Here is a 20,911-nt window from a genome sequence, read left to right as displayed (position 1 = left end):
TCACACCTCCTTCGGGTTGGCCAGATAACCGCTGGTATCCCCACTAGGGCGGCTGTTGGCGTTAGGTTTGATAACGATATTCGGCTTCGTGAAGTGCGAAGCAGGCAGCGGCGCAATGGCCGCCTGAGTGCCGTATTTCTTACGCAGTTCGTCAATCGGAGCCAGGTCCAGCGCACGCAGCGGGCAGGATTCAACGCAGACCGGTTTTTTACCCTCCGCAACCCGCTCGTAGCAGCCGTCACACTTGGTCATGTGACCTTTCTCTTCGTTGTACTGCGGTGCCCCGTATGGGCAGGCCATATGGCAGTAGCGGCAGCCAATGCACACCTCTTCGTTGACCACCACAAAACCGTCTTCACGCTTGTGCATCGCACCGCTCGGGCAAACTTTAGTGCAGGCCGGATCCTCGCAGTGGTTACACGAGATGGAGAGGTAGTAAGCAAAAACATCCTGATGGTAGACGCCGTTATCTTCCTGCCAGTTACCGCCCGCGTATTCATAAATACGGCGGAAGCTGACTTCCGGCGTTAAGTTCTTGTAATCCTTACAGGCCAGCTCACAGGTTTTGCACCCGGTGCAGCGGCTGGAGTCGATATAAAATCCGTATTGGGTTGTCATTTACTGCTCCTTACGCCTTCTCAACCTGAACCAGGTTACTGTGGGATGGGTTGCCTTTTGCCAGCGGTGACGGGCGCTGAGTGGTCAGCACGTTGATGCTGCCTGCCCTGTCCACGCCGTTTGCGTCCGGGCTATACCAGGCCCCTTCTCCAAGGGCGACCACGCCCGGAATGATGCGCGGGGTTACTTTGGCATTAATACGCACTTCGCCGCGGCCGTTAAAGATACGCACCATGTCGCCGTTGGCGATGCCGCGCTGTTTTGCATCCAGCGGGTTAATCCACATCTCCTGGCGGCAGGCGGCTTTAAGCACGTCAACGTTGCCATAAGTGGAGTGTGCGCGGGCCTTGTAGTGGAAGCCGGTCATTTGCAGCGGCCATTTTTCGACCAGAGGATCGCCAACGTTTTCAAAGCCGGGGCTGTAAACGGGCAGCGGATCGATAACGTCACCTTCCGGCAGTTCCCAGGTGGCGGCAATTTGCGCCAGTTCGGCCGAATAGATCTCAATTTTACCCGAAGGCGTGCTTAACGGATTGGCGTGCGGATCTTCACGGAACGCCTTATAGGCGACATGGTGTCCTTCCGGATCGCGTTTTTTGAACATGCCCTGCTGGCGGAATTCATCAAACTCAGGCAGCTCGGGAATAGCCTGACGCGATTGAGCATACAGATGGCGCATCCAGCCTTCCTGGGTGCGGCCCTCGGTAAATTGCTGCTCAACTCCCATGCGCTTCGCCAGCTCGCTGGTCATTTCATAGATGGTTTTGCATTCAAAGCGTGGTTTGATCGCCTGTTCGGCAAAAATAACGTACGCCATGTTGCCGCAGGAGGCGTCGAGGCAAAAATCCATCTGCTCGGAGGCGGTACAGTCCGGCAGCAGAATATCCGCATACTTCGCCGAAGAGGTCATGTGGTTGTCGATGACCACAATCATTTCGCACTTCTTGTCGTCCTGCAGAATGTCGTGGGTACGGTTGATCTGGGAGTGCTGGTTAATCAGGCAATTGCCGGCATAGTTCCAGATCATTTTGATCGGCACGTCCAGCTTGTCTTTGCCGCGCACGCCGTCCCGGGTCGCCGTCATCTCCGCGCCGCGCTCGATTGCGTCGGTCCACATAAACATCGAGATGCTGGTTTGTACCGGGTTTTCCAGCGTTGGCATTCTGACAAATGGCAGACTGTAGGAGCCTTCACGCGCCCCGCTGTTGCCGCCGTGAATACCAACGTTACCGGTGAGAATAGAAAGCATAGCGATGGCGCGGGAAACCAGCTCCCCATTGGAATGGCGCTGAGGCCCCCAGCCCTGGCTAATAAAAGCGGGTTTCGCGCTGCCGATTTCCCTGGCCAGCTTCACAATGCGATCGACAGGGATGCCGGTAATCTGCGAGGCCCACTGCGGCGTTTTGGCGATGCCGTCCGCACCCTGCCCCAAAATATAGGCTTTATAGTGGCCATTGCGCGGTGCACCGGCGGGCAGCGTTTTTTCGTCGTAGCCTACGCAGTATTTGTCGAGAAACGCCTGGTCAACCAGGTTCTCATCGATCATGACCCACGCCAGGGCAGAGATCAGCGCCGCGTCAGTGCCCGGACGGATCGGGATCCACTCATCTTCGCGCCCCGCGCCGGTATCGGTATAGCGCGGATCGATAATAATCATGCGCGCGTTGGATTTCTGGCGAGCCTCTTCAAGGTAGTAAGTGACGCCGCCGCCGCTCATACGCGTTTCGCCCGGGTTATTGCCGAACAGCACCACCAGCTTGCTGTTTTCAATATCGGACGGGCTGTTGCCGTCCGCCCAGCCGCCATAGGTGTAATTCAGCCCGGCGGCTATCTGTGCCGTAGAATAATCACCATAGTGGTTCAGGTAGCCGCCGCAGCAGTTCATCATGCGGGCAATCAGCGTTGAACCGGGTGGCCACGAGCGCGTCATCGTGCCGCCCAGCGTACCCGTGCCGTAGTTCAGGTATATGGCTTCGTTGCCGTACTCTTTAATGATGCCCTTCATGCTGTCGGCAATCGTGTCGAATGCTTCATCCCAGCTTATACGCTCGAATTTCCCTTCACCGCGCGCGCCCACGCGCTTCATTGGATACTTCAGGCGGTCGGCATTGTAGACGCGGCGGCGCATCGAGCGGCCACGCAGGCAGGCACGGACCTGATGCAGCCCTTCATAGTCGTCATTGCCGGTGTTATCGGTTTCCACATATTTGATTTCGCCATCCACAACGTGCATACGCAGCGGGCAGCGGCTGCCGCAGTTGACCGTACAGGCGCTCCAGACAACTTTCTCAGCGCCAGCGGAATTTGCGGGCTGAGCCGCAAATGCAAGCCGGGAAAAGGGAAGCGAAAAGGCGCTACTTGCAGCAGCTAAACCACCGATTGCCGTGGTTTTGACCAGCTTACGACGGCTGACCTCTGCCGCGAGGATCGCGTTAGGGGTTTTATCAGTCATAGGGACCTACTTGTTTTGCTCACAGTTGGAATAAGCCAGCAGCGGTCACGCGGGGCTGAATGCCCGCATTCCGTTGCGCAGCCAAAACGTGAAAGGGATGTCCGATTAGAGTGTTATGTTGTGGATTGGCCTGGCCGCGTTACGCCTTGTAAAGCACGGCCGCCAAATGATGATTAGGTTAAAGTTTTAATTGAACTACCATCACCCGCTTTCGGGGAGCCATATTACTTCTTTGGGAGTAGGGGTTATTGTCTGGTATCAAGAAAGGCAGGAATGGCGCGGAGCGTGGGGATTATTCAGCAATAAAAAAAGCGCCCGCAGGCGCTTTTAAAGCAGGGAAAACGGCGATTAACCGATGAATTCCAGGCCTTTCATATACGGACGCAGTACTTCCGGCACTTCAATACGGCCATCGGCCTGCTGGTAGTTTTCCAGCACCGCAACCAGGGTACGCCCCACCGCCAGGCCGGAGCCGTTAAGGGTGTGCACCAGACGGGTTTTCTTGTCCGTTTTATTACGGCAGCGAGCCTGTAAGCGACGCGCCTGGAAATCCCACATGTTTGAACAAGATGAGATTTCACGATAGGTATTCTGCGCCGGCAGCCAGACTTCCAGATCGTAGGTTTTAGCTGAACCAAAACCAATGTCGCCGCTGCACAGCAGCACCTTGCGATACGGCAGATTCAACAGTTGAAGAACTTTTTCCGCATGTGCGGTCAGCTCTTCTAACGCATCCATCGAGTCTTCCGGGCGAACGATCTGCACCATTTCAACTTTATCGAACTGGTGCTGACGGATCAGACCACGCGTATCGCGGCCGTAAGAACCCGCTTCGGAGCGGAAGCACGGCGTATGCGCGGTCATTTTCAGCGGCAGAGAATCTTCGTCGAGGATCTCATCGCGCACCAGGTTAGTCAGCGGCACTTCTGCGGTTGGGATCAGCGCGTAGTTGCTGCTGTCAGCTTCTTCGTCCAGCGGGCGAGTATGGAACAGGTCACCGCCGAACTTCGGCAGCTGGCCGGTGCCGTACAGCGTATCCTGGTTAACCAGGTACGGGACGTAGTTTTCGCTGTAACCGTGCTGCTCGGTATGCAGATCCAGCATAAACTGGCTCAGGGCACGATGCAGGCGAGCAATCTGGCCCTGCATCACGACAAAGCGTGAGCCGGTCAATTTTACCGCAGCGGCAAAGTCCAGGCCTTTAGCCATTTCGCCCAGCGTAACGTGGTCGCGCACTTCAAAATCAAACTTGCGCGGCTCGCCCCAGCGGCTAATTTCAACGTTTTCGCTGTCGTCTTTGCCCAAAGGCACGCAGTCGTCGGGAATGTTTGGCAGGGTCAGCGCGATATCGCGGATTTCAGCCAGCAGAGCATCAAGCTCGTTTTTCGCTGCATCCAGCTCTTCGCCCAGCTGGTTAACCTGCAAACGCAGCGGCTCAATGTCTTCTCCGCGCGCTTTCGCCTGGCCGATGGATTTCGATCGCGAGTTACGTTCAGCCTGCAGATTTTCCGTTTTGACCTGCAATACTTTACGACGCTCTTCCAGAGAGCGCAGCGTTTCTACATCCAGCTTAAAGCCCCGGCGTGCCAGTTTTTCAGCGACTGCGTCTGGCTCTGTACGCAGCAGATTGGGATCGAGCATGCTTATCCTGTGCTTATCGAATTGAATTTATAGGGAGTGCGGCCACAGCCTGCGGCCGCTATGTAGTCTTGCTAACCTTACCGCAACGCCTGCATTAGCGGTAGCGTTTTGTGGGGCTTTTCTGATCCTGCTCGGTAAGCCAGGCTAGCTTTTCGCCAATCTTGCCTTCAAGACCTCTGTTGGTCGGCCGATAATAGCGAGTTTGTGCCATTTCAGGCGGGAAATACTCTTCCCCGGCGGCGTAGGCGTTGGGTTCGTCGTGTGCGTAACGATACTCCTGGCCGTAACCCATTTCCTTCATCAGCCTGGTTGGCGCATTACGCAAATGAACCGGCACGTCGAAGTCCGGGCGTTCGCGGGCATCGCTCATCGCCGCCTTGAACGCGGTGTAAACGGCATTACTTTTCGGCGCGCAGGCCAGATAAACAATCGCCTGAGCAATGGCTCTCTCGCCTTCCGCCGGGCCTACACGGGTAAAGCAATCCCAGGCGGCGATGGCAACCTGCATGCCGCGTGGGTCGGCATTCCCAACGTCTTCCGAAGCTATCGCCAGCAGCCGACGCGCAACGTAGAGCGGATCGCCCCCGGCGGTAATAATGCGGGCGTACCAGTAAAGCGCCGCATCCGGCGAAGAGCCACGAATGGATTTATGTACGGCGGAGATCAGGTCGTAAAAACGGTCGCCTTTATTGTCAAAACGAGCGCTACGTTCCCCGGCGATTTCCGTCAGCAGTTCAGGCTGTAACACCCGCTGGCCGCCGCCATCAATTTCGGCCATATCGGCCATCATTTCCAGGGTGTTAAGCGCCCGACGCGCGTCGCCGTTAACCAGTTCGGCAATGGCTTTTCGGGTTTCGTCAGGCAGCACGATATTTTGCCCGCCGTAGCCACGTTCTTTGTCGCTCATCGCCTGAGTGAGCACTTGCTCAATGTCTTCGACGGTCAGCGACTTGAGTAAATAAACTCGGGCGCGGGACAGCAGAGCCGAATTAAGCTCAAACGACGGGTTTTCAGTCGTCGCCCCGATAAACGTAATAGTGCCGTCTTCGATATGCGGCAGGAACGCGTCCTGCTGGCTTTTGTTGAAGCGATGGACTTCATCGACAAACAGGATGGTGCGGCGACCGGCATTGCGGTTCTGACGGGCGCGCTCGATGGCTTCGCGGATCTCTTTCACGCCGGAGGTGACCGCCGAAATACGTTCGACGTCGGCATTTGCATAGCGAGCAATCACTTCGGCAAGGGTGGTTTTGCCGGTGCCGGGCGGCCCCCAGAGGATCATCGAATGCAGGTGGCCTGCTTCAATGGCCCGGGGCAGCGGTTTACCGGCGGCCAGCAGGTGCTGCTGGCCAATATACTGCTCCAGATTTTCTGGCCGCATACGGGCGGCCAGAGGCTGGAAGGTATTATCAGAAAAATCGAGCGACAGATTGCTCACTCAGGCCTCTACTTACGTTGGTCGTCCACCGTTACGCCTTTAGGCGGGGTGAAAGTAAACTTACCGGCATCCACTGAGCCGTTCTGCTGCGCTTTCAGCGTATAGCTGCTGCGCTGGTCATCCTGCTCAACCGCGCTGAACTGATGGATGGTGCCATCGCTGCCAACGTTGATGGTGAACTGCTTCAGGTTGCCGGAACTGCTTTTCGGGGTCAGCACAAAATCATCCCCGCTCTGCTTGATATTGTATTGCTTCCAGTCGCTGGACTGGTTGCGCGCAATCAGCATAAACGGCGTGTTGCTGGTCGCATCTTTCAGCCAGGTTGCCGTAACTTGCTCAACGAACGGATTATAGAACCACAGGGTTTTGCCGTCGGAAACCAGAATACTTTCATCCGGCTGGGTCATATGCCAGTTGAACAGGTTCGGGCGTTTAACCCATAAATCGCCCTGGCCTTCCTGCACCGCAGCGCCGCTGCCGTCGGTCACTTTCTGCGTGAAGCTGGCGTGGAAGCTGCCCACTTTACCGAGGCGGCCCTGCAAATCCCCGGCGGCATCAGCCCAGGCTCCGGTTGTAGTCATCGCGGTTAACAGCGCACAGGCAATTACGATTTTTTTCATTATGTTCCCTCTGGATTCATTGACCACCTGACGATGGCGCTTCTGCTGCTCACTGTAGTGAAGTCTTTGGCTACCGCAACAGAAGAATAAGCTGATTTTCCGGTAATTTACCCATCTTTGCAAAAAGAGCCGCGTGTGCGGCTCTTTATCACTCGGTGGATTCGCGCTCGCCCGGATTACTCAAACTGAGGCGGCGCAAGAACCTCGCGGTTACCGTTATGCCCCTGCGGACTAACGATGCCCTGGTTCTCCATCTGCTCGACAATTCTTGCAGCACGGTTATAGCCGATGCGGAACTGACGCTGAACGCCGGAGATGGAAGCTTTACGCTTCTCAACCACAAATGCCACAGCCTGGTCGAACAGCGGATCCAGCTCTTCGTCGCCGTCTAAGCCACCGCCGCTGCCGTCGCCGCTGCCTTCATCGTCCGTAATGCCGGTGATGTACTGCGGACGACCGCGCGCTTTCCAGTCCTGAACCACAGCATGAACTTCTTCATCCCGGACAAAGGCACCGTGCACGCGCACAGGCGTAGTGGAGTTTGGCGCAGAATAAAGCATATCCCCCATACCAAGCAGCGACTCAGCGCCGCCCTGGTCAAGGATGGTACGCGAGTCAATTTTACTCGATACCGTAAACGCGATGCGCGTCGGGATGTTGGCTTTTATCAGGCCGGTAATAACGTCCACCGACGGACGCTGGGTTGCCAGCACCAGGTGAATACCGGCCGCACGCGCTTTCTGCGCCAGGCGGGCAATCAGCTCTTCAACTTTTTTACCTACCGTCATCATCAGGTCGGCAAATTCATCCACCAGCACCACGATATAAGGAAGTTTCTCGAGCATCGGGTGCGCGACTTCCATGCTGTCGCCCGGTTTCCAGAACGGGTCCGGAATTGGGCGGCCCATGCGTTCGGCTTCCATCACTCGTTCGTTGTAACCCGCAAGGTTACGCACGCCGAGGGCGGACATCAGCTTATAGCGGCGCTCCATCTCGTTAACGCTCCAGCGCAGCGCATTAGCGGCATCTTTCATATCCGTGACCACTTCGGTCAGCAGATGCGGGATACCTTCATACACCGACAGCTCAAGCATTTTCGGGTCGATCATGATGAAGCGAACTTCTTCCGGCGTCGCCTTATACAACATGCTGATGATCATAGCGTTTACGCCAACCGATTTACCGGAACCGGTTGTACCCGCTACCAGCAGATGCGGCATTTTTGCCAAATCGGCAACCACCGGCTCACCGCCGATGTCTTTGCCCAGCACGACCGTAAGCGGCGAGCTGTTATCACGGAATTTCGCGCAATCGAGCACTTCACGCAGGTACACGGTCTGGCGCTTTTTATTCGGCAGCTCAAGGCCCACGTAAGGTTTGCCCGGAATTACCTCAACCACGCGCACCGCCACGGTTGACAGGGAACGAGCGAGATCGCGGGACAGGTTAGAAATACGCGCGGCTTTTACGCCAGGAGCCAGGTCGAGTTCAAAACGGGTGATAACCGGGCCTGGAGAGTAATCCACAACGTCGGCTTTGATACGGTAATCAGCCAGACGAGCTTCAACCAGGCGCGCCATTTGCTCCATTGCGAAGGTGTCTACCGGCTCAACCTCGGTCGGAGGCGAAGTCAGCAGATCCAGCGACGGCAGCGGCGTTGTTGGCTTTTGCAGCGGACGATCGTCGCCGTTACGCATCAGGAACGGATGGATCAGGCTCTCTTTTGGCTGCTGCGGTGCAGGCTGCTGTACCGCTGGCTGATGCTGCGCGGCCTGAGCATACTGCTCCTGCTGCGGTGCAGTTTGATAACTCTGAGGCTGTTGCTGAGGGGCGGGCTCCACGCTCGGCATAAACAACGGCTCGCTCGGGGTATCGTCCACCAGCTCTTTCAGCGATGACTGGAAATCAAAATCATCGAGCGAGAACGGAGATGCATTCTGCTGCTGCGGCTCGGAATAACGCTGCTGTTGCTGGGCGGCGAACTGACGTGCCAGCTCGGCTTGTTCCGCCGCGGCCTGGTCTTCTTCAGACCAGCTTTCTTCTTCGTACTCTTCGCCATAGCGCTGATGTTGCTGAGCGGCAAACTGGCGGGCCAGTTCGTGTTGCTGGAGCGCATCATTTTCATCGCCATACTCATCTTCAGGCTGCTGAAGTTCCGCCTGGCGAGCCTGTTCCTCAGCCATACGCTGCGAAGGCAGCTTGATGCCGTAGGAGGCCAGTTCACGACGAGTTGGCACCCGCACGCGGTTAGGGCGCGGCAGCTGCGGGCCGATGCCCTCTTTAACCTGAGGACGCGGAGCATCTCCGGCAATACTGAATATCGGCGTAAACGCGGCGGCAGTTGCGGCAGCTTTGACGCCCTGCTGAATGCCAGAAGCGCTTTGTGTGACGTCCACCGCCGGGATCTCTGGCGCCGTAAACGGAGCAGAAACCGGAGATGTAAACGGTTCTGGTGCCGGAGTAGAAACCGGCGGCTCAGCCGGGGCAACTTTGGCTGGTTGAGCCGGAGCATAGTTATACGGGTCGGGCTTCGGATCGTTAACCGGTTGATACCACGCCGCCAGCTGCTCGCGTTCGCGGGCGCGCTTCTCTTCCACTTCTTCGAAGTGGTACATCGGCGGACGAACGTATTTTACCTCTTCCGGCGGTTCCGGCTGAGGCTCAACAACCGCAGGCTCAACGGGCTCTGACCAGCTCTGGGTGCTCTCATGCGGCACCTGCTGCTGGACATTGGCCGGGCGCGGAGAGAGATAACCTTCCGGCGCGGGGGCAATCACAGGCTCCGGCGTGACCGGAGTAGGCGCAGGCTCCCATGCAATAGCCGGTGCGGCAGGTTCCGATTCGGCTACCGGAGCCGGGGTCGATACCGGCGGCATAGGGGCAACAGGCGGAACAGGTGCGGCCCAGGCCTGGCTGGCAACCGTCATCGCAGCAGCGGCTGCAACGGGCTCAACCGCAGAATGCCCGCTAAACAGCGGATCGTACTCTTGCTCCTGCTCTAATGTTGCTTTATTGCCGGAGAACAGAACATCGCCAGGATCGGCTTCAACACCACGGGCGCTGAACAACACATCATCTTCTTCGTCATCCATTCGCTTACCGGAGAACAGCGCCGCATCAGTTTTACGGCCGTTAGGGTTAGCAAATTTCTGCGACAGACGCTGTTTACGCGCCAGCGCACCGCGAAGAATACGCGCGCGGCGTGATTCACGTTTTTCTGGTGATGCGTGAGGCTGTTGATCGTATTGCTCTTCTTCTTCGTACTCATCCTCATCCTGCCAGGTGTTATCCCGACGGGTGCGGTTGCTGGCGAAGGTCAGAACAGTGAGTACCGCACCGCCAAGCTTCTCGGCAATACCTACCCACGACCAGCCGGTGAACAGCGTCAGCCCGGCAGCCCAAACGCAAAGCAGCGCAATAGTTCCGCCGCTGCTGTTAAGCAGCGGCATCATTGCGGTACTGAGCAAGCTACCCAGCACGCCGCCTGAGGCAAAGTACCAGATATCGTCCGCGTTAATCGCCGCCAGCCCGCATGAGGTCAGCACCATAGCAAGCACGCCGATGAGGCGCAGCGACACGGCAAAATAGTCGATGAACTCTTCACTGTCGCGTTGACGCCAGGTAAACCAGCAGGCACCGATGATAATCACCGGAATGGTGTAGGCCATTACGCCAAAAATGAAGAACAGCGTATCCGCTAACCACGCTCCCGGCGCGCCACCCAAATTATGGATAGGTTCGTGCCACGCGGTTTGGGACCAGCTTGGATCTGATGGGTTGAAACTCAACAAGGCTACCATCAAGTAGATGGCAAATAAGGCAACAAGAATCAGCAACGCCTCCAGTAAACGGCGCCCGCTGCTGAGTTTCCTCAATGTTACTTCTTTATCTTCGGTATATTCCTGGCTCAAGAAAGGCTCTCCAGGTGTCCTTAAACGCAATGGAGACAACAGCACCGGCGCTAACCGGAACTGTTGCTGTATGGATTCCCAGGAGTGTAACCAAAATACGCCAATTTTGCACCTGGCCCGTATTAACGGGTCTTAATGACCAAACGATTACTCTGTTTGACCTCTTCCATGACCACATAAGTACGGGTGTCGTTAACGCCTGGCAGACGCAGCAGGGTCTCGCCTAAGAGTTTACGGTACGCCGACATATCCGGTACGCGTGTTTTCAACAGGTAGTCGAAATCACCGGATACGAGGTGACACTCTTGAATTTCTTCAAGTTTTTGCACTGCGGCGTTAAATTGCTCAAACACATCTGGTGCGCCACGATTCAGAGTAATCTCAACAAATACCAGTAATGAGGCATCCAGATAATGCGGGTTCAACAGCGCCGTATAGCCCTGAATAAAACCCTGACGTTCCAGACGACGTACGCGCTCAAGGCACGGCGTCGGCGAAAGCCCAACACGCTTGGAAAGCTCAACGTTAGAAATGCGCCCATCCTTTTGCAATTCGTTGAGAATGTTGCGATCGATACGGTCGAGATCTTTGCCCGGGCGCTTCTTGCTATCTACCATTATTATAGTCTCTCTCTATTCCTTCCTTCACCTGCCATAACCCTGATGACGTCACTGTTCAGGGTGTACGTGAGAAGACCGATGCCTTACGGCCACTATCGACATCACGTATAACGTCTGTCCACGTTATGCGTAAATTTCAATAACTCGGTAAATTTGCATCAGGTTGTGCAAAAGCATGAGGCTTGCTCAACACTAAATGTTTTTCTTCCTCGAATGTTTTCGCAAATGCTTAGGGGATTGTCAAAGCAAAACATCTATTTTTAGTGGAACGTGCCAGATATTCCTTCTGGCTGATGATTATTCATCATTTTCGCCCCGTGATTATCCCTCCATTACAATGATTTTTTATGCAGTCTGTGGGTCATATTCATTACGCTTATAGGCAACGACGATGACACACATCGTTAACAACATCGCTGCACTCTTTTTTTAACGCAGCGAATTCCCTACAATCAGCCTCATTGTCAGTAAACGTTCAATGAGGATCTCATGGGCACAGCTAAACACAGTAAGCTGCTTATTCTTGGCTCCGGCCCTGCGGGCTATACCGCGGCGGTCTACGCTGCACGCGCCAACTTAAAACCGGTTCTGATTACCGGAATGGAAAAAGGCGGTCAGCTGACCACCACCACCGAAGTCGAAAACTGGCCTGGCGATCCTAACGACCTGACCGGTCCGCTGCTGATGGAACGTATGCACGAGCACGCGGCCAAGTTTGAAACCGAAATTCTCTTCGACCACATCACCAGCGTTGATTTGCAGAACCGTCCGTTCCGCCTGGTAGGCGACAGCGGGGAATACACCTGCGACGCGCTGATCGTTGCCACCGGAGCTTCCGCTCGCTACCTGGGGCTGCCATCCGAAGAGGCGTTCAAAGGCCGCGGCGTTTCCGCCTGCGCAACCTGCGACGGTTTCTTCTACCGCAACCAGAAAGTCGCGGTTATCGGCGGCGGCAACACGGCGGTTGAAGAAGCGCTGTACCTGGCCAACATTGCCTCCGAAGTCCACCTGATTCACCGTCGCGATAGCTTCCGTGCCGAGAAAATCCTGATCAAACGTCTGATGGATAAAGTGGAAAACGGCAATATCGTGCTGCACACCCACCGCACGCTGGAAGAAGTAACAGGCGATCAGATGGGCGTGAGCGGCCTGCGCCTGCGCGACACGCAAAACACCGATATTGTTGAAGAGCTGGAAGTGGCCGGCCTGTTTGTGGCTATCGGCCACAGCCCAAACACCGCTATCTTCAACGGCCAGCTGGAACTGGAAAACGGCTATATTAAAGTTCAGTCCGGCATCCACGGTAACGCGACCCAAACCAGCATCCCTGGCGTATTCGCCGCCGGTGACGTTATGGACCATATTTACCGCCAGGCTATCACCTCCGCAGGCACCGGCTGTATGGCCGCGCTGGACGCCGAACGCTACCTCGACGGTTTAGCCGAACAGAGTAAATAGTTTAAAGATGTTAAAAAAGGCGGCCTGACTGGTCGCCTTTCTTCTTCCTGCCATGTAACATTGCCAGTCAAAATTGCCTGAGAATTCCTCCTTCTACCAGCATCTGGCGCGCAATGAATAAAACCCGTGAACAAGAACTTAGCCTCTGGCTAAAGCAGCAAAGCTTTATCTCTCGCCGCTGGCTTGGGCTCTCACGCCTGCTTGGCCTGATAAGCGGCTTATTGATTGTCGCCCAGGCCTGGGTGCTTGCCCGCATTTTGCAGCATATGATCATGGAGAATATTCCGCGTGAAGCGCTGCTGATACCGTTTATTCTGCTGGTGCTGGTGTTCATTCTGCGCGCCTGGATAGTCTGGCTGCGGGAAAAGGTGGGGTTCCATGCCGGGCTGCATATTCGCCAGGAAATCCGTCGCCAGGTCCTCGACCGGCTCCATCAGGCCGGGCCTGCGTGGATTCAGGGCAAACCCGTCGGCAGCTGGGCTACGCTGGTGCTCGAGCAAATCGAAGATATGCACGACTACTACGCGCGCTATCTCCCACAAATGTCGCTCGCGGTGATGGTCCCGCTGCTGATTATCATTGCCATCTTCCCGATAAACTGGGCGGCGGCGCTGATTTTGCTCGTCACGGCTCCGCTGATCCCGCTGTTTATGGCGCTGGTTGGTATGGGCGCTGCGGATGCCAACCGCCGCAATTTCCAGGCACTGGCGCGTCTTAGCGGCCACTTTCTCGATCGCCTTCGCGGTATGGAAACGCTGCGCGTATTTAACCGCGGCGCGGCGGAAACTGAAAACATTAGGGCAGCAAGCCAGGACTTCCGCCAGCGTACGATGGAAGTTTTACGCATGGCTTTCCTCTCCTCCGGCGTGCTGGAATTCTTTGCTTCACTCTCTATCGCCGTGGTCGCGGTTTACTTCGGCTTCTCTTATCTTGGCGAACTCAATTTCGGCCATTATGGCACCGGCGTTACGCTGTTTGCCGGTTTCCTGGCGCTGATTCTTGCTCCAGAATTTTTCCAGCCGCTGCGTGATATGGGGACTTTCTACCACGCGAAAGCGCAGGCCGTTGGCGCGGCAGACACGCTGACCACTTTCCTCAACTCGCCGCTACAGCATCCCGAGCAGGGCACCGGCCAGCTCTCCGGCAGCGGTCCGTTTGCCATTGAAGCTCGCGAGCTGACCATTCTTTCCGCTGAAGGCAAAGTGCTGGCGGGCCCGCTGAACTTTTCTTTACCTGCCGGGCAGCGCGTGGTGCTGGTTGGGCAGAGCGGCGCGGGCAAAAGCTCGCTGCTTAACGTGATTTCCGGCTTCCTGCCTTATCAGGGCCAGTTGCTGATAAACGGCGTAGAACTGGCACAGCTTTCTCCAGACTGGTGGCGTGAGCAGCTAAGCTGGGTCGGGCAGAACCCTCAGCTACCGGCAGCCACTCTGCGCGACAACGTATTATTAGGCTCGCCCGGTGCAGACGAATCCCGCCTGAAAGCCGCGCTGGATAAAGCCTCTGTTAGCGAATTCCTGCCGTTATTGCCTCAGGGGTTAGATACCCCTCTGGGTGACCAGTCAACGCGTTTATCCGTGGGCCAGGCCCAGCGTGTGGCGGTTGCCCGGGCGCTGATTGCTCCGTGCGGCGTATTGCTGCTTGACGAGCCGGGGGCAAGCCTCGACGCACATAGCGAGCAGCGGGTGATGGAAGCGCTTACCGAAGCCTCACGCCAGCAAACCACGCTGATGGTCACCCATCAGCTGGATTATATCGGCGACTGGAATCAAATTTGGGTAATGCGTGACGGGCAAATCGTCCAGCAAGGAACCTATGCCGGGCTATCCGCTCAGGATGGGCCGTTCGCCGGGTTACTGGCAAACCGTCAGGAGGAAATCTAATGCGCGCCCTGCTGCCTTATCTGGCGCTTTATCGCCGCCATAAATGGTTACTTTCTTTAGGTGTTGTGCTCGCGATTATTACCCTGCTCGCGAGTATCGGCCTGTTGACGCTTTCAGGCTGGTTCCTCTCTGCCTCTGCGGTGGTTGGCGTGGCCGGGCTTTACAGCTTCAACTATATGCTGCCCGCAGCGGGCGTCCGCGGCGCGGCCATTACCCGCACCGCTGGTCGCTATTTTGAGCGACTGGTCAGCCACGACGCCACGTTCCGCGTGCTCCAGCACCTGCGTGTTTCAACTTTCAGCAAGCTGCTGCCGCTCTCCCCTGCCGGACTGGCTCGCTTCCGCCAGGGCGAGTTGCTGAACCGCATGGTGGCGGACGTCGATACCCTCGACCATCTTTACCTCCGGGTTATTTCTCCTTTGATCGGCGCTTTTGTCGTGATTCTGGTGGTGACCTTTGGCCTGAGCTTCCTGGATGTCACTCTGGCCTTAACGCTCGGCGCCATTCTGCTCGCGACCCTGTTTCTGCTTCCGCCGCTGTTCTACCGCGCAGGAAAGCCTGCCGGTGAGGCCCTGACCGCACAGCGCGGCAATTACCGCCAACAGTTGACCGCCTGGCTGCAAGGTCACGCCGAGCTCACTATTTTTGGTGCCGCCGCCCGCGCCCGCGAACAGCTGGACGCCACGGAAAACGGCTGGCAGGAAGCGCAGCGCCGCCAGGCAGGCCTCACCGCGCTGTCTCAGGCGGTAATGTTGCTGATTAGCGGCGTAGCGGTGATCGCCATGCTGTGGATGGCCTCTGCGGGCGTGGGTGAAAGCCAGTCGCCGGGAGCGCTTATCGCCCTGTTTGTGTTTTGTGCCCTGGCGGCATTTGAAGCCATGGCACCGGTTACCGGCGCTTTTCAACATCTCGGGCAGGTTATCGCTTCGGCGCTGCGCGTAACTCAAATCACCAGCCAGGCTCCGGAAGTCGTATTCCCGGCAGCTCAGCAGCAGGTACAAAGCCGGGTAGCGCTGGAAATCAGCGGCCTTAGCTTCACTTATCCAGGCCAGGTACAAACGGCGCTGAAAGACGTTTCCTTATCCGTACAGGCGGGGCAGCGCCTGGCTATTCTGGGCCGCACCGGCTGCGGGAAATCGACCCTTCTACAGCTGCTTACCCGCGCGTGGGATGCACAGCAGGGTGAGATCCGGCTTAACGGTATCGCTATCAAAGAATTCGACGAAGCCAGCCTGCGGGCGGCTACCAGCGTCGTTCCACAGCGAGTCCATCTGTTCAGCGCTACGCTGCGTGATAATCTGCTGTTGGCGTCCCCGGACGCGAGCGATGAACAGCTGAGCGCGGCACTCCAACAGGTAGGTTTGGGCAAATTACTGGAAGATGGCGGGCTGAATAGCTGGCTGGGTGAAGGCGGCCGGCAGCTGTCCGGCGGCGAGCTACGCCGCATGGCGATTGCGCGTGCAATTCTGCATAATGCACCGCTGATGTTGCTGGATGAGCCAACCGAAGGTCTTGATGCCGAAACCGAACGGCAAATCCTTGATTTACTGGCTGAAGTGACAAAAAACAAAACCGTTCTTATGGTGACCCACCGGTTACGCGGTTTGAACGCTTTTGACAGCATAATTGTGATGGACAACGGGCAAATTATTGAGCAAGGTAGTCACGCCGAATTGATGGCGTCCGGCGGGCGTTATTATCAATTCCGCCAGCGCCTGTAAGCGTTATACATAGACTATTATCAATTTATTATTCGCCTGGAGTTGTTCGTCATGCGCCTGGTGCAGCTGTCTCGTGACTCGATTGCCTTTCCCTCGCCGGAAGGGGCGTTACGTGAACCCAATGGCTTATTGGCGCTGGGGGGCGATCTCGGCCCCGCACGCCTTTTAATGGCCTATCAGCGCGGCATTTTCCCGTGGTTCTCTCCCGGCGATCCTATTCTATGGTGGTCACCGGATCCTCGCGCCGTACTGTACCCGGAGCAATTTCATCTCAGCCGCAGCATGAAACGCTTTCATCGCACCTCGCCTTATTCCGTCACGCTCAACCACGCTTTTGAGCGCGTACTTTACGGCTGTGCGAGCGACAGAAGCGAAGGAACCTGGATCACCGCCGAAATTGTAGAAGCCTATCTGCGCCTGCACGAACTTGGGCATGCCCACTCTATTGAGGTCTGGGAAAGCGGCGAGCTGGTTGGCGGCATGTACGGCGTCGCTCAGGGCGCGCTGTTTTGCGGTGAATCGATGTTCAGCCGTCGGGTTAATGCGTCTAAAACCGCCCTGCTGGTATTCTGCCAGCATTTCCTGCGCCACGGCGGGAAACTTATTGATTGCCAGGTACTTAACGAGCACACTGCTTCGCTTGGCGTGCAGGAGATACCGCGCCGGGACTATCTTCAGGCGCTGGCTGAATTACGCCCTAAACATTTGAGCAGCCACTGCTGGGTTCCCCAAAAACTCGGTGAATAATGTTTACGGCACATTTTATGTGAGGGTGTTATAATTAGCGCCGCAAAGTGGCTTTTGCCTGCTACCCCGCCTCGTTTGGGATTTATTGTTCAAGGGAATGCCCCACCGTTTATCTCTTCGCGCACTACATCGCAGACGTCGCCGTGCGACAAGCAGGGAGCGGGCGGGTAATAAGCAAAATGCACTTTCACTGGTGATTTCACCAACAATTCTTTACATGATAAGCGAACTTCGGCATTATCTTGCCGGTTCAAACTACGGTAGTGATACCCCAGAGGATTAGATGGCCAAAGAAGACAATATTGAAATGCAGGGTACCGTACTGGATACGTTACCTAACACCATGTTCCGCGTTGAGCTGGAAAACGGGCACGTGGTAACCGCTCATATCTCCGGTAAAATGCGTAAAAACTATATCCGCATTCTGACGGGCGACAAAGTCACCGTTGAGTTGACCCCGTACGACCTGAGCAAAGGCCGCATTGTCTTCCGTAGCCGTTGATAGTTTTTATTCCGCGGCCTGAAAGCAGGCGGCGTTGAGTGTGAATATGTGAATAATAGAAAGGCCGGGCATTGCCCGGCCTTTTTTATGCCCGTAAAACGGCGCTTAGTGCGCCGCCTCCGGCTTGTGCTTCTGGGCACTGGCGAAATTAAAGGTCAGCTGCTGCTGCTCTTTATCCAGCGCAACGGTCACCTGCCCACCGTCAACAAGGCTGCCAAACAGCAGTTCGTTGGCGAGCGGTTTTTTCAGGCTGTCCTGAATGACGCGGGCCATTGGGCGAGCGCCCATCGCACGGTCATAACCCTTATCTGCCAGCCAGTCGCGCGCTTCCTGGCTAACTTCCAGCGACACGCCTTTCTGATCCAATTGCACCTGAAGCTCGACGATAAACTTATCAACAACCTGATGAATAACCTCCGTAGAGAGGTGGTTGAACCAGATAATATTGTCGAGACGGTTGCGGAATTCCGGCGTAAAGATCTTCTTGATCTCTTCCATCGCATCGGTGCTGTTGTCCTGACGGATAAGCCCGATGGATTTACGCTCGGTTTCACGCACCCCGGCGTTAGTAGTCATAACCAGAATCACGTTACGGAAGTCCGCTTTGCGGCCGTTGTTATCGGTCAGCGTGCCGTTGTCCATGACCTGCAACAGCAGGTTAAAGACGTCCGGGTGCGCTTTTTCAATCTCATCGAGCAGCAGCACCGCGTGCGGATGTTTAATCACCGCGTCGGTCAGCAGCCCGCCCTGATCGAAGCCCACATAGCCCGGAGGCGCACCAATCAGGCGGCTTACGGTGTGGCGTTCCATATACTCGGACATATCAAACCGCAGCAGCTCGATGCCGAGCGACTTCGCAAGCTGAACCGTGACCTCGGTTTTCCCGACCCCGGTTGGCCCGGCAAACAGGAAGGAACCGACAGGCTTATGATCCTGCCCCAAACCGGCGCGGCTCATTTTGATGGCTTCGGTCAGCGCTTCAATCGCCTTATCCTGGCCAAACACCAGCATTTTCAGGCGGTCGCCAAGGCTTTTCAGCGTATCACGATCGCTCGCCGAGACGCTTTTCTCCGGGATGCGGGCAATGCGCGCTACCACGGTTTCGATATCCGCAACGTTGACGGTTTTCTTGCGTTTGCTCACCGGCATCAGGCGGCTACGCGCCCCGGCTTCGTCAATAACATCTATCGCTTTGTCCGGCAGATGCCTGTCGTTAATGTATTTCACCGCCAGCTCAACCGCCGCGCGAATGGCCTTCGCGGTATAGCGCACGTCGTGGTGAGCTTCGTATTTGGTCTTCAGGCCGTTGATTATCTGCACGGTCTCTTCGACGCTTGGCTCAGTAATATCAATCTTCTGGAAACGGCGCGCCAGGGCGCGGTCTTTTTCGAAGATATTGCTGAATTCCTGATAAGTCGTTGAGCCGATAACACGAATTTTACCGCCGGAGAGCAGCGGCTTAATCAGGTTCGCAGCATCAACCTGCCCGCCGGACGCGGCACCTGCGCCGATGATGGTATGAATTTCATCGATAAACAGAATGCTGTTTTTATCCTGCTCGAGCTGTTTCAGCAGCGCCTTGAAGCGTTTTTCAAAATCACCGCGGTATTTGGTTCCGGCCAGCAGTGAGCCAATGTCCAGAGAGTAAATGGTGCAGTCGGCCATCACTTCCGGCACGTCGCCCTGCACAATACGCCACGCCAGCCCTTCGGCGATGGCGGTCTTGCCCACGCCGGACTCACCCACCAGCAGCGGGTTGTTTTTACGGCGACGGCACAGAACCTGGATGGCACGCTCCAGCTCTTTATCACGGCCAATCAGCGGATCAATTCCGCCAACGCGCGCAAGCTGGTTAAGATTGGTGGTGAAGTTTTCCATACGTTCCTCCCCGCCTGCTTGCTCTTCGTTGACCGGATTTTCAGAACCCGATGACTGATTTGGTTCGTCTTTACGCGTGCCGTGAGAGATGAAATTAACCACATCGAGACGGCTGACTTCATGTTTGCGCAGCAGATAGGCCGCCTGGGATTCCTGTTCGCTAAAGATAGCGACCAGCACGTTGGCGCCGGTGACTTCACTGCGCCCGGAGGACTGTACGTGGAACACCGCTCTTTGCAGCACGCGCTGGAAGCTGAGCGTCGGCTGAGTGTCGCGCTCTTCAACACTTGCCGGCAGGACCGGTGTAGTTTGTTCGATGAAGGCTTCGAGTTCCTGTCGCAGCGCCACCATATCCACAGAACACGCTTCCAGCGCTTCGCGGGCAGATGGGTTACTGAGCAACGCCAGTAACAGATGCTCGACGGTCATAAACTCATGTCGGTGCTCGCGCGCTCTGGCGAAAGCCATGTTTAAACTGAGTTCCAGTTCTTGATTGAGCATAGGCACCTCCCCCAAATTATTGGCCTGGTCAGGCTTTTTCTAGCGTACACAGCAACGGGTACTCGTTCTCCCTTGCATACTGGTTCACCAACGCTACTTTGGTTTCCGCTACCTCTGCGGTAAAGATGCCACAGATAGCTTTGCCCTGATAGTGAACCGTGAGCATCAATTGCGTGGCACGTTCAACATCATAAGAAAAGAACTTTTGCAGTACGTCAATAACAAATTCCATTGGCGTGTAGTCATCGTTCATCAGTATAACTTTATACATGGATGGCGGTTTTAGCGTTTCGCGCAGTTTATCCGCTGCCATTTGGTCAAAGTCCAACCAGTCGTTCGTCTTACCCATTGCGATTTATCATCGTTTGTTAAAGCCCAACGCACCGTCAGGCCAGGCCTTAGATTGAGTGTAATACGTTTTTAGCAAACGCATTCCCTGGTATTGGTTGCTGTCATTTCCCGCCGCTCGCGAGCCACGTCACATTAATGAAAATAGCGTTAACTGCTTCAAATTTTTGACTCATTGTTGCCGTCCCTACCCCGCCCGACGCTTGACGCAGTGTTTAAAATATCTACATTGTAGCGGGGTGAGTTGGCGAGGTTTTGAACAGCCCGCCCTTACCCACCGGTTGATTCCATCTCACTATTAGAGTTACGAAGGATGTCGAAGCATGGAGACGGGTACTGTTAAATGGTTCAATAACGCCAAAGGGTTCGGCTTCATCTGCCCCGAAGGCGGCGGCGAAGATATATTCGCTCACTACTCCACCATTCAGATGGACGGATACAGAACGCTTAAAGCCGGGCAAGTTGTCAGGTTTGATGTACATCAGGGACCTAAAGGCAATCATGCCAGCCTGATCCTTCCTCAGGAAGCCGAAGCGGAAGCGGTCGCGTAACCCCTTGAGTAATTGTGTACATCCC

Annotated in this window: 15 protein-coding genes; 6 read left to right on the top strand and 9 right to left on the bottom strand. The window is 55.9% G+C overall.

What is annotated here, in order from left to right; all coding sequences use genetic code 11:
- The 7 genes from HMPREF0201_RS05995 to lrp form a co-directional block, all read right to left on the bottom strand.
- Positions 1-618, bottom strand: a complete 618-nt coding sequence (locus HMPREF0201_RS05995; RefSeq protein ID WP_016535609.1) for a DMSO/selenate family reductase complex B subunit — start codon at positions 616-618, stop codon at positions 1-3.
- A gap of 10 nt (positions 619-628) precedes the next feature.
- Positions 629-3,070: a dimethylsulfoxide reductase subunit A gene (dmsA, locus tag HMPREF0201_RS05990; RefSeq protein WP_016535608.1), complete on the bottom strand. Its 2,442-nt coding sequence runs from the start codon at positions 3,068-3,070 to the stop codon at positions 629-631.
- Between the two features lie 348 nt (positions 3,071-3,418).
- Entirely contained in the window at positions 3,419-4,711 is a 1,293-nt protein-coding gene (gene serS / locus HMPREF0201_RS05985; RefSeq protein WP_016535607.1) for a serine--tRNA ligase, read from the bottom strand.
- Between the two features lie 94 nt (positions 4,712-4,805).
- Positions 4,806-6,149 carry a replication-associated recombination protein A gene (locus tag HMPREF0201_RS05980; protein WP_039898039.1) on the bottom strand — a complete coding sequence of 448 codons (1,344 nt, stop codon included), beginning with the start codon at positions 6,147-6,149 and terminating at the stop codon, positions 4,806-4,808.
- Positions 6,150-6,157: 8 nt separating this feature from the next.
- On the bottom strand, positions 6,158-6,769 hold the full coding sequence (gene lolA, locus HMPREF0201_RS05975; RefSeq protein WP_016535605.1) for an outer membrane lipoprotein periplasmic chaperone LolA: 612 nt from the start codon (positions 6,767-6,769) through the stop codon (positions 6,158-6,160).
- 176 nt (positions 6,770-6,945) lie between these two features.
- Positions 6,946-10,680, bottom strand: coding sequence for a DNA translocase FtsK 4TM domain-containing protein (locus HMPREF0201_RS05970; protein WP_016535604.1), 3,735 nt, complete (start codon positions 10,678-10,680; stop codon positions 6,946-6,948).
- A 122-nt stretch (positions 10,681-10,802) separates the two neighbouring features.
- Entirely contained in the window at positions 10,803-11,297 is a 495-nt protein-coding gene (gene lrp, locus HMPREF0201_RS05965) for a leucine-responsive transcriptional regulator Lrp (protein ID WP_000228469.1), read from the bottom strand.
- Positions 11,298-11,789: 492 nt separating this feature from the next.
- Between lrp and trxB the strand changes: the two genes are divergently transcribed.
- The 5 genes from trxB (at position 11,790) to infA (ending at position 17,608) form a co-directional block, all read left to right on the top strand.
- Positions 11,790-12,758, top strand: coding sequence for a thioredoxin-disulfide reductase (gene trxB, locus HMPREF0201_RS05960; RefSeq protein WP_016535603.1), 969 nt, complete (start codon positions 11,790-11,792; stop codon positions 12,756-12,758).
- Between the two features lie 113 nt (positions 12,759-12,871).
- Positions 12,872-14,638, top strand: a complete 1,767-nt coding sequence (gene cydD / locus HMPREF0201_RS05955) for a heme ABC transporter permease/ATP-binding protein CydD (protein WP_016535602.1) — start codon at positions 12,872-12,874, stop codon at positions 14,636-14,638.
- Positions 14,638-16,359, top strand: a complete 1,722-nt coding sequence (gene cydC, locus HMPREF0201_RS05950) for a heme ABC transporter ATP-binding protein/permease CydC (RefSeq protein WP_016535601.1) — start codon at positions 14,638-14,640, stop codon at positions 16,357-16,359. Before cydD ends, cydC begins: the two co-directional genes overlap by 1 nt.
- Positions 16,360-16,410: 51 nt before the next feature.
- Entirely contained in the window at positions 16,411-17,106 is a 696-nt protein-coding gene (aat, locus tag HMPREF0201_RS05945) for a leucyl/phenylalanyl-tRNA--protein transferase (protein ID WP_016535600.1), read from the top strand.
- Between the two features lie 283 nt (positions 17,107-17,389).
- Positions 17,390-17,608 carry a translation initiation factor IF-1 gene (infA, locus tag HMPREF0201_RS05940; RefSeq protein WP_002211347.1) on the top strand — a complete coding sequence of 73 codons (219 nt, stop codon included), beginning with the start codon at positions 17,390-17,392 and terminating at the stop codon, positions 17,606-17,608.
- A gap of 105 nt (positions 17,609-17,713) precedes the next feature.
- On the opposite strand, the gene clpA is transcribed toward infA, so the two are convergent.
- Together clpA and clpS are read right to left on the bottom strand one after the other, a co-directional pair.
- Complete coding sequence (gene clpA, locus HMPREF0201_RS05935; protein ID WP_016535599.1) at positions 17,714-19,987, bottom strand: ATP-dependent Clp protease ATP-binding subunit ClpA; 2,274 nt, start codon at positions 19,985-19,987, stop codon at positions 17,714-17,716.
- Between the two features lie 28 nt (positions 19,988-20,015).
- Positions 20,016-20,336, bottom strand: coding sequence for an ATP-dependent Clp protease adapter ClpS (gene clpS, locus HMPREF0201_RS05930; protein ID WP_008461103.1), 321 nt, complete (start codon positions 20,334-20,336; stop codon positions 20,016-20,018).
- 322 nt (positions 20,337-20,658) lie between these two features.
- Between clpS and cspD the strand changes: the two genes are divergently transcribed.
- Positions 20,659-20,886 carry a cold shock-like protein CspD gene (gene cspD / locus HMPREF0201_RS05925; protein ID WP_016535598.1) on the top strand — a complete coding sequence of 76 codons (228 nt, stop codon included), beginning with the start codon at positions 20,659-20,661 and terminating at the stop codon, positions 20,884-20,886.
- Positions 20,887-20,911 lie beyond the last annotated feature (25 nt).

The sequence above is a fragment of the Cedecea davisae DSM 4568 genome, from assembly GCF_000412335.2.
GTDB lineage: Bacteria > Pseudomonadota > Gammaproteobacteria > Enterobacterales > Enterobacteriaceae > Cedecea > Cedecea davisae.
Note: the sequence above shows the minus strand (reverse complement) of the source record. Positions and strands in the feature narration are given on the sequence as shown.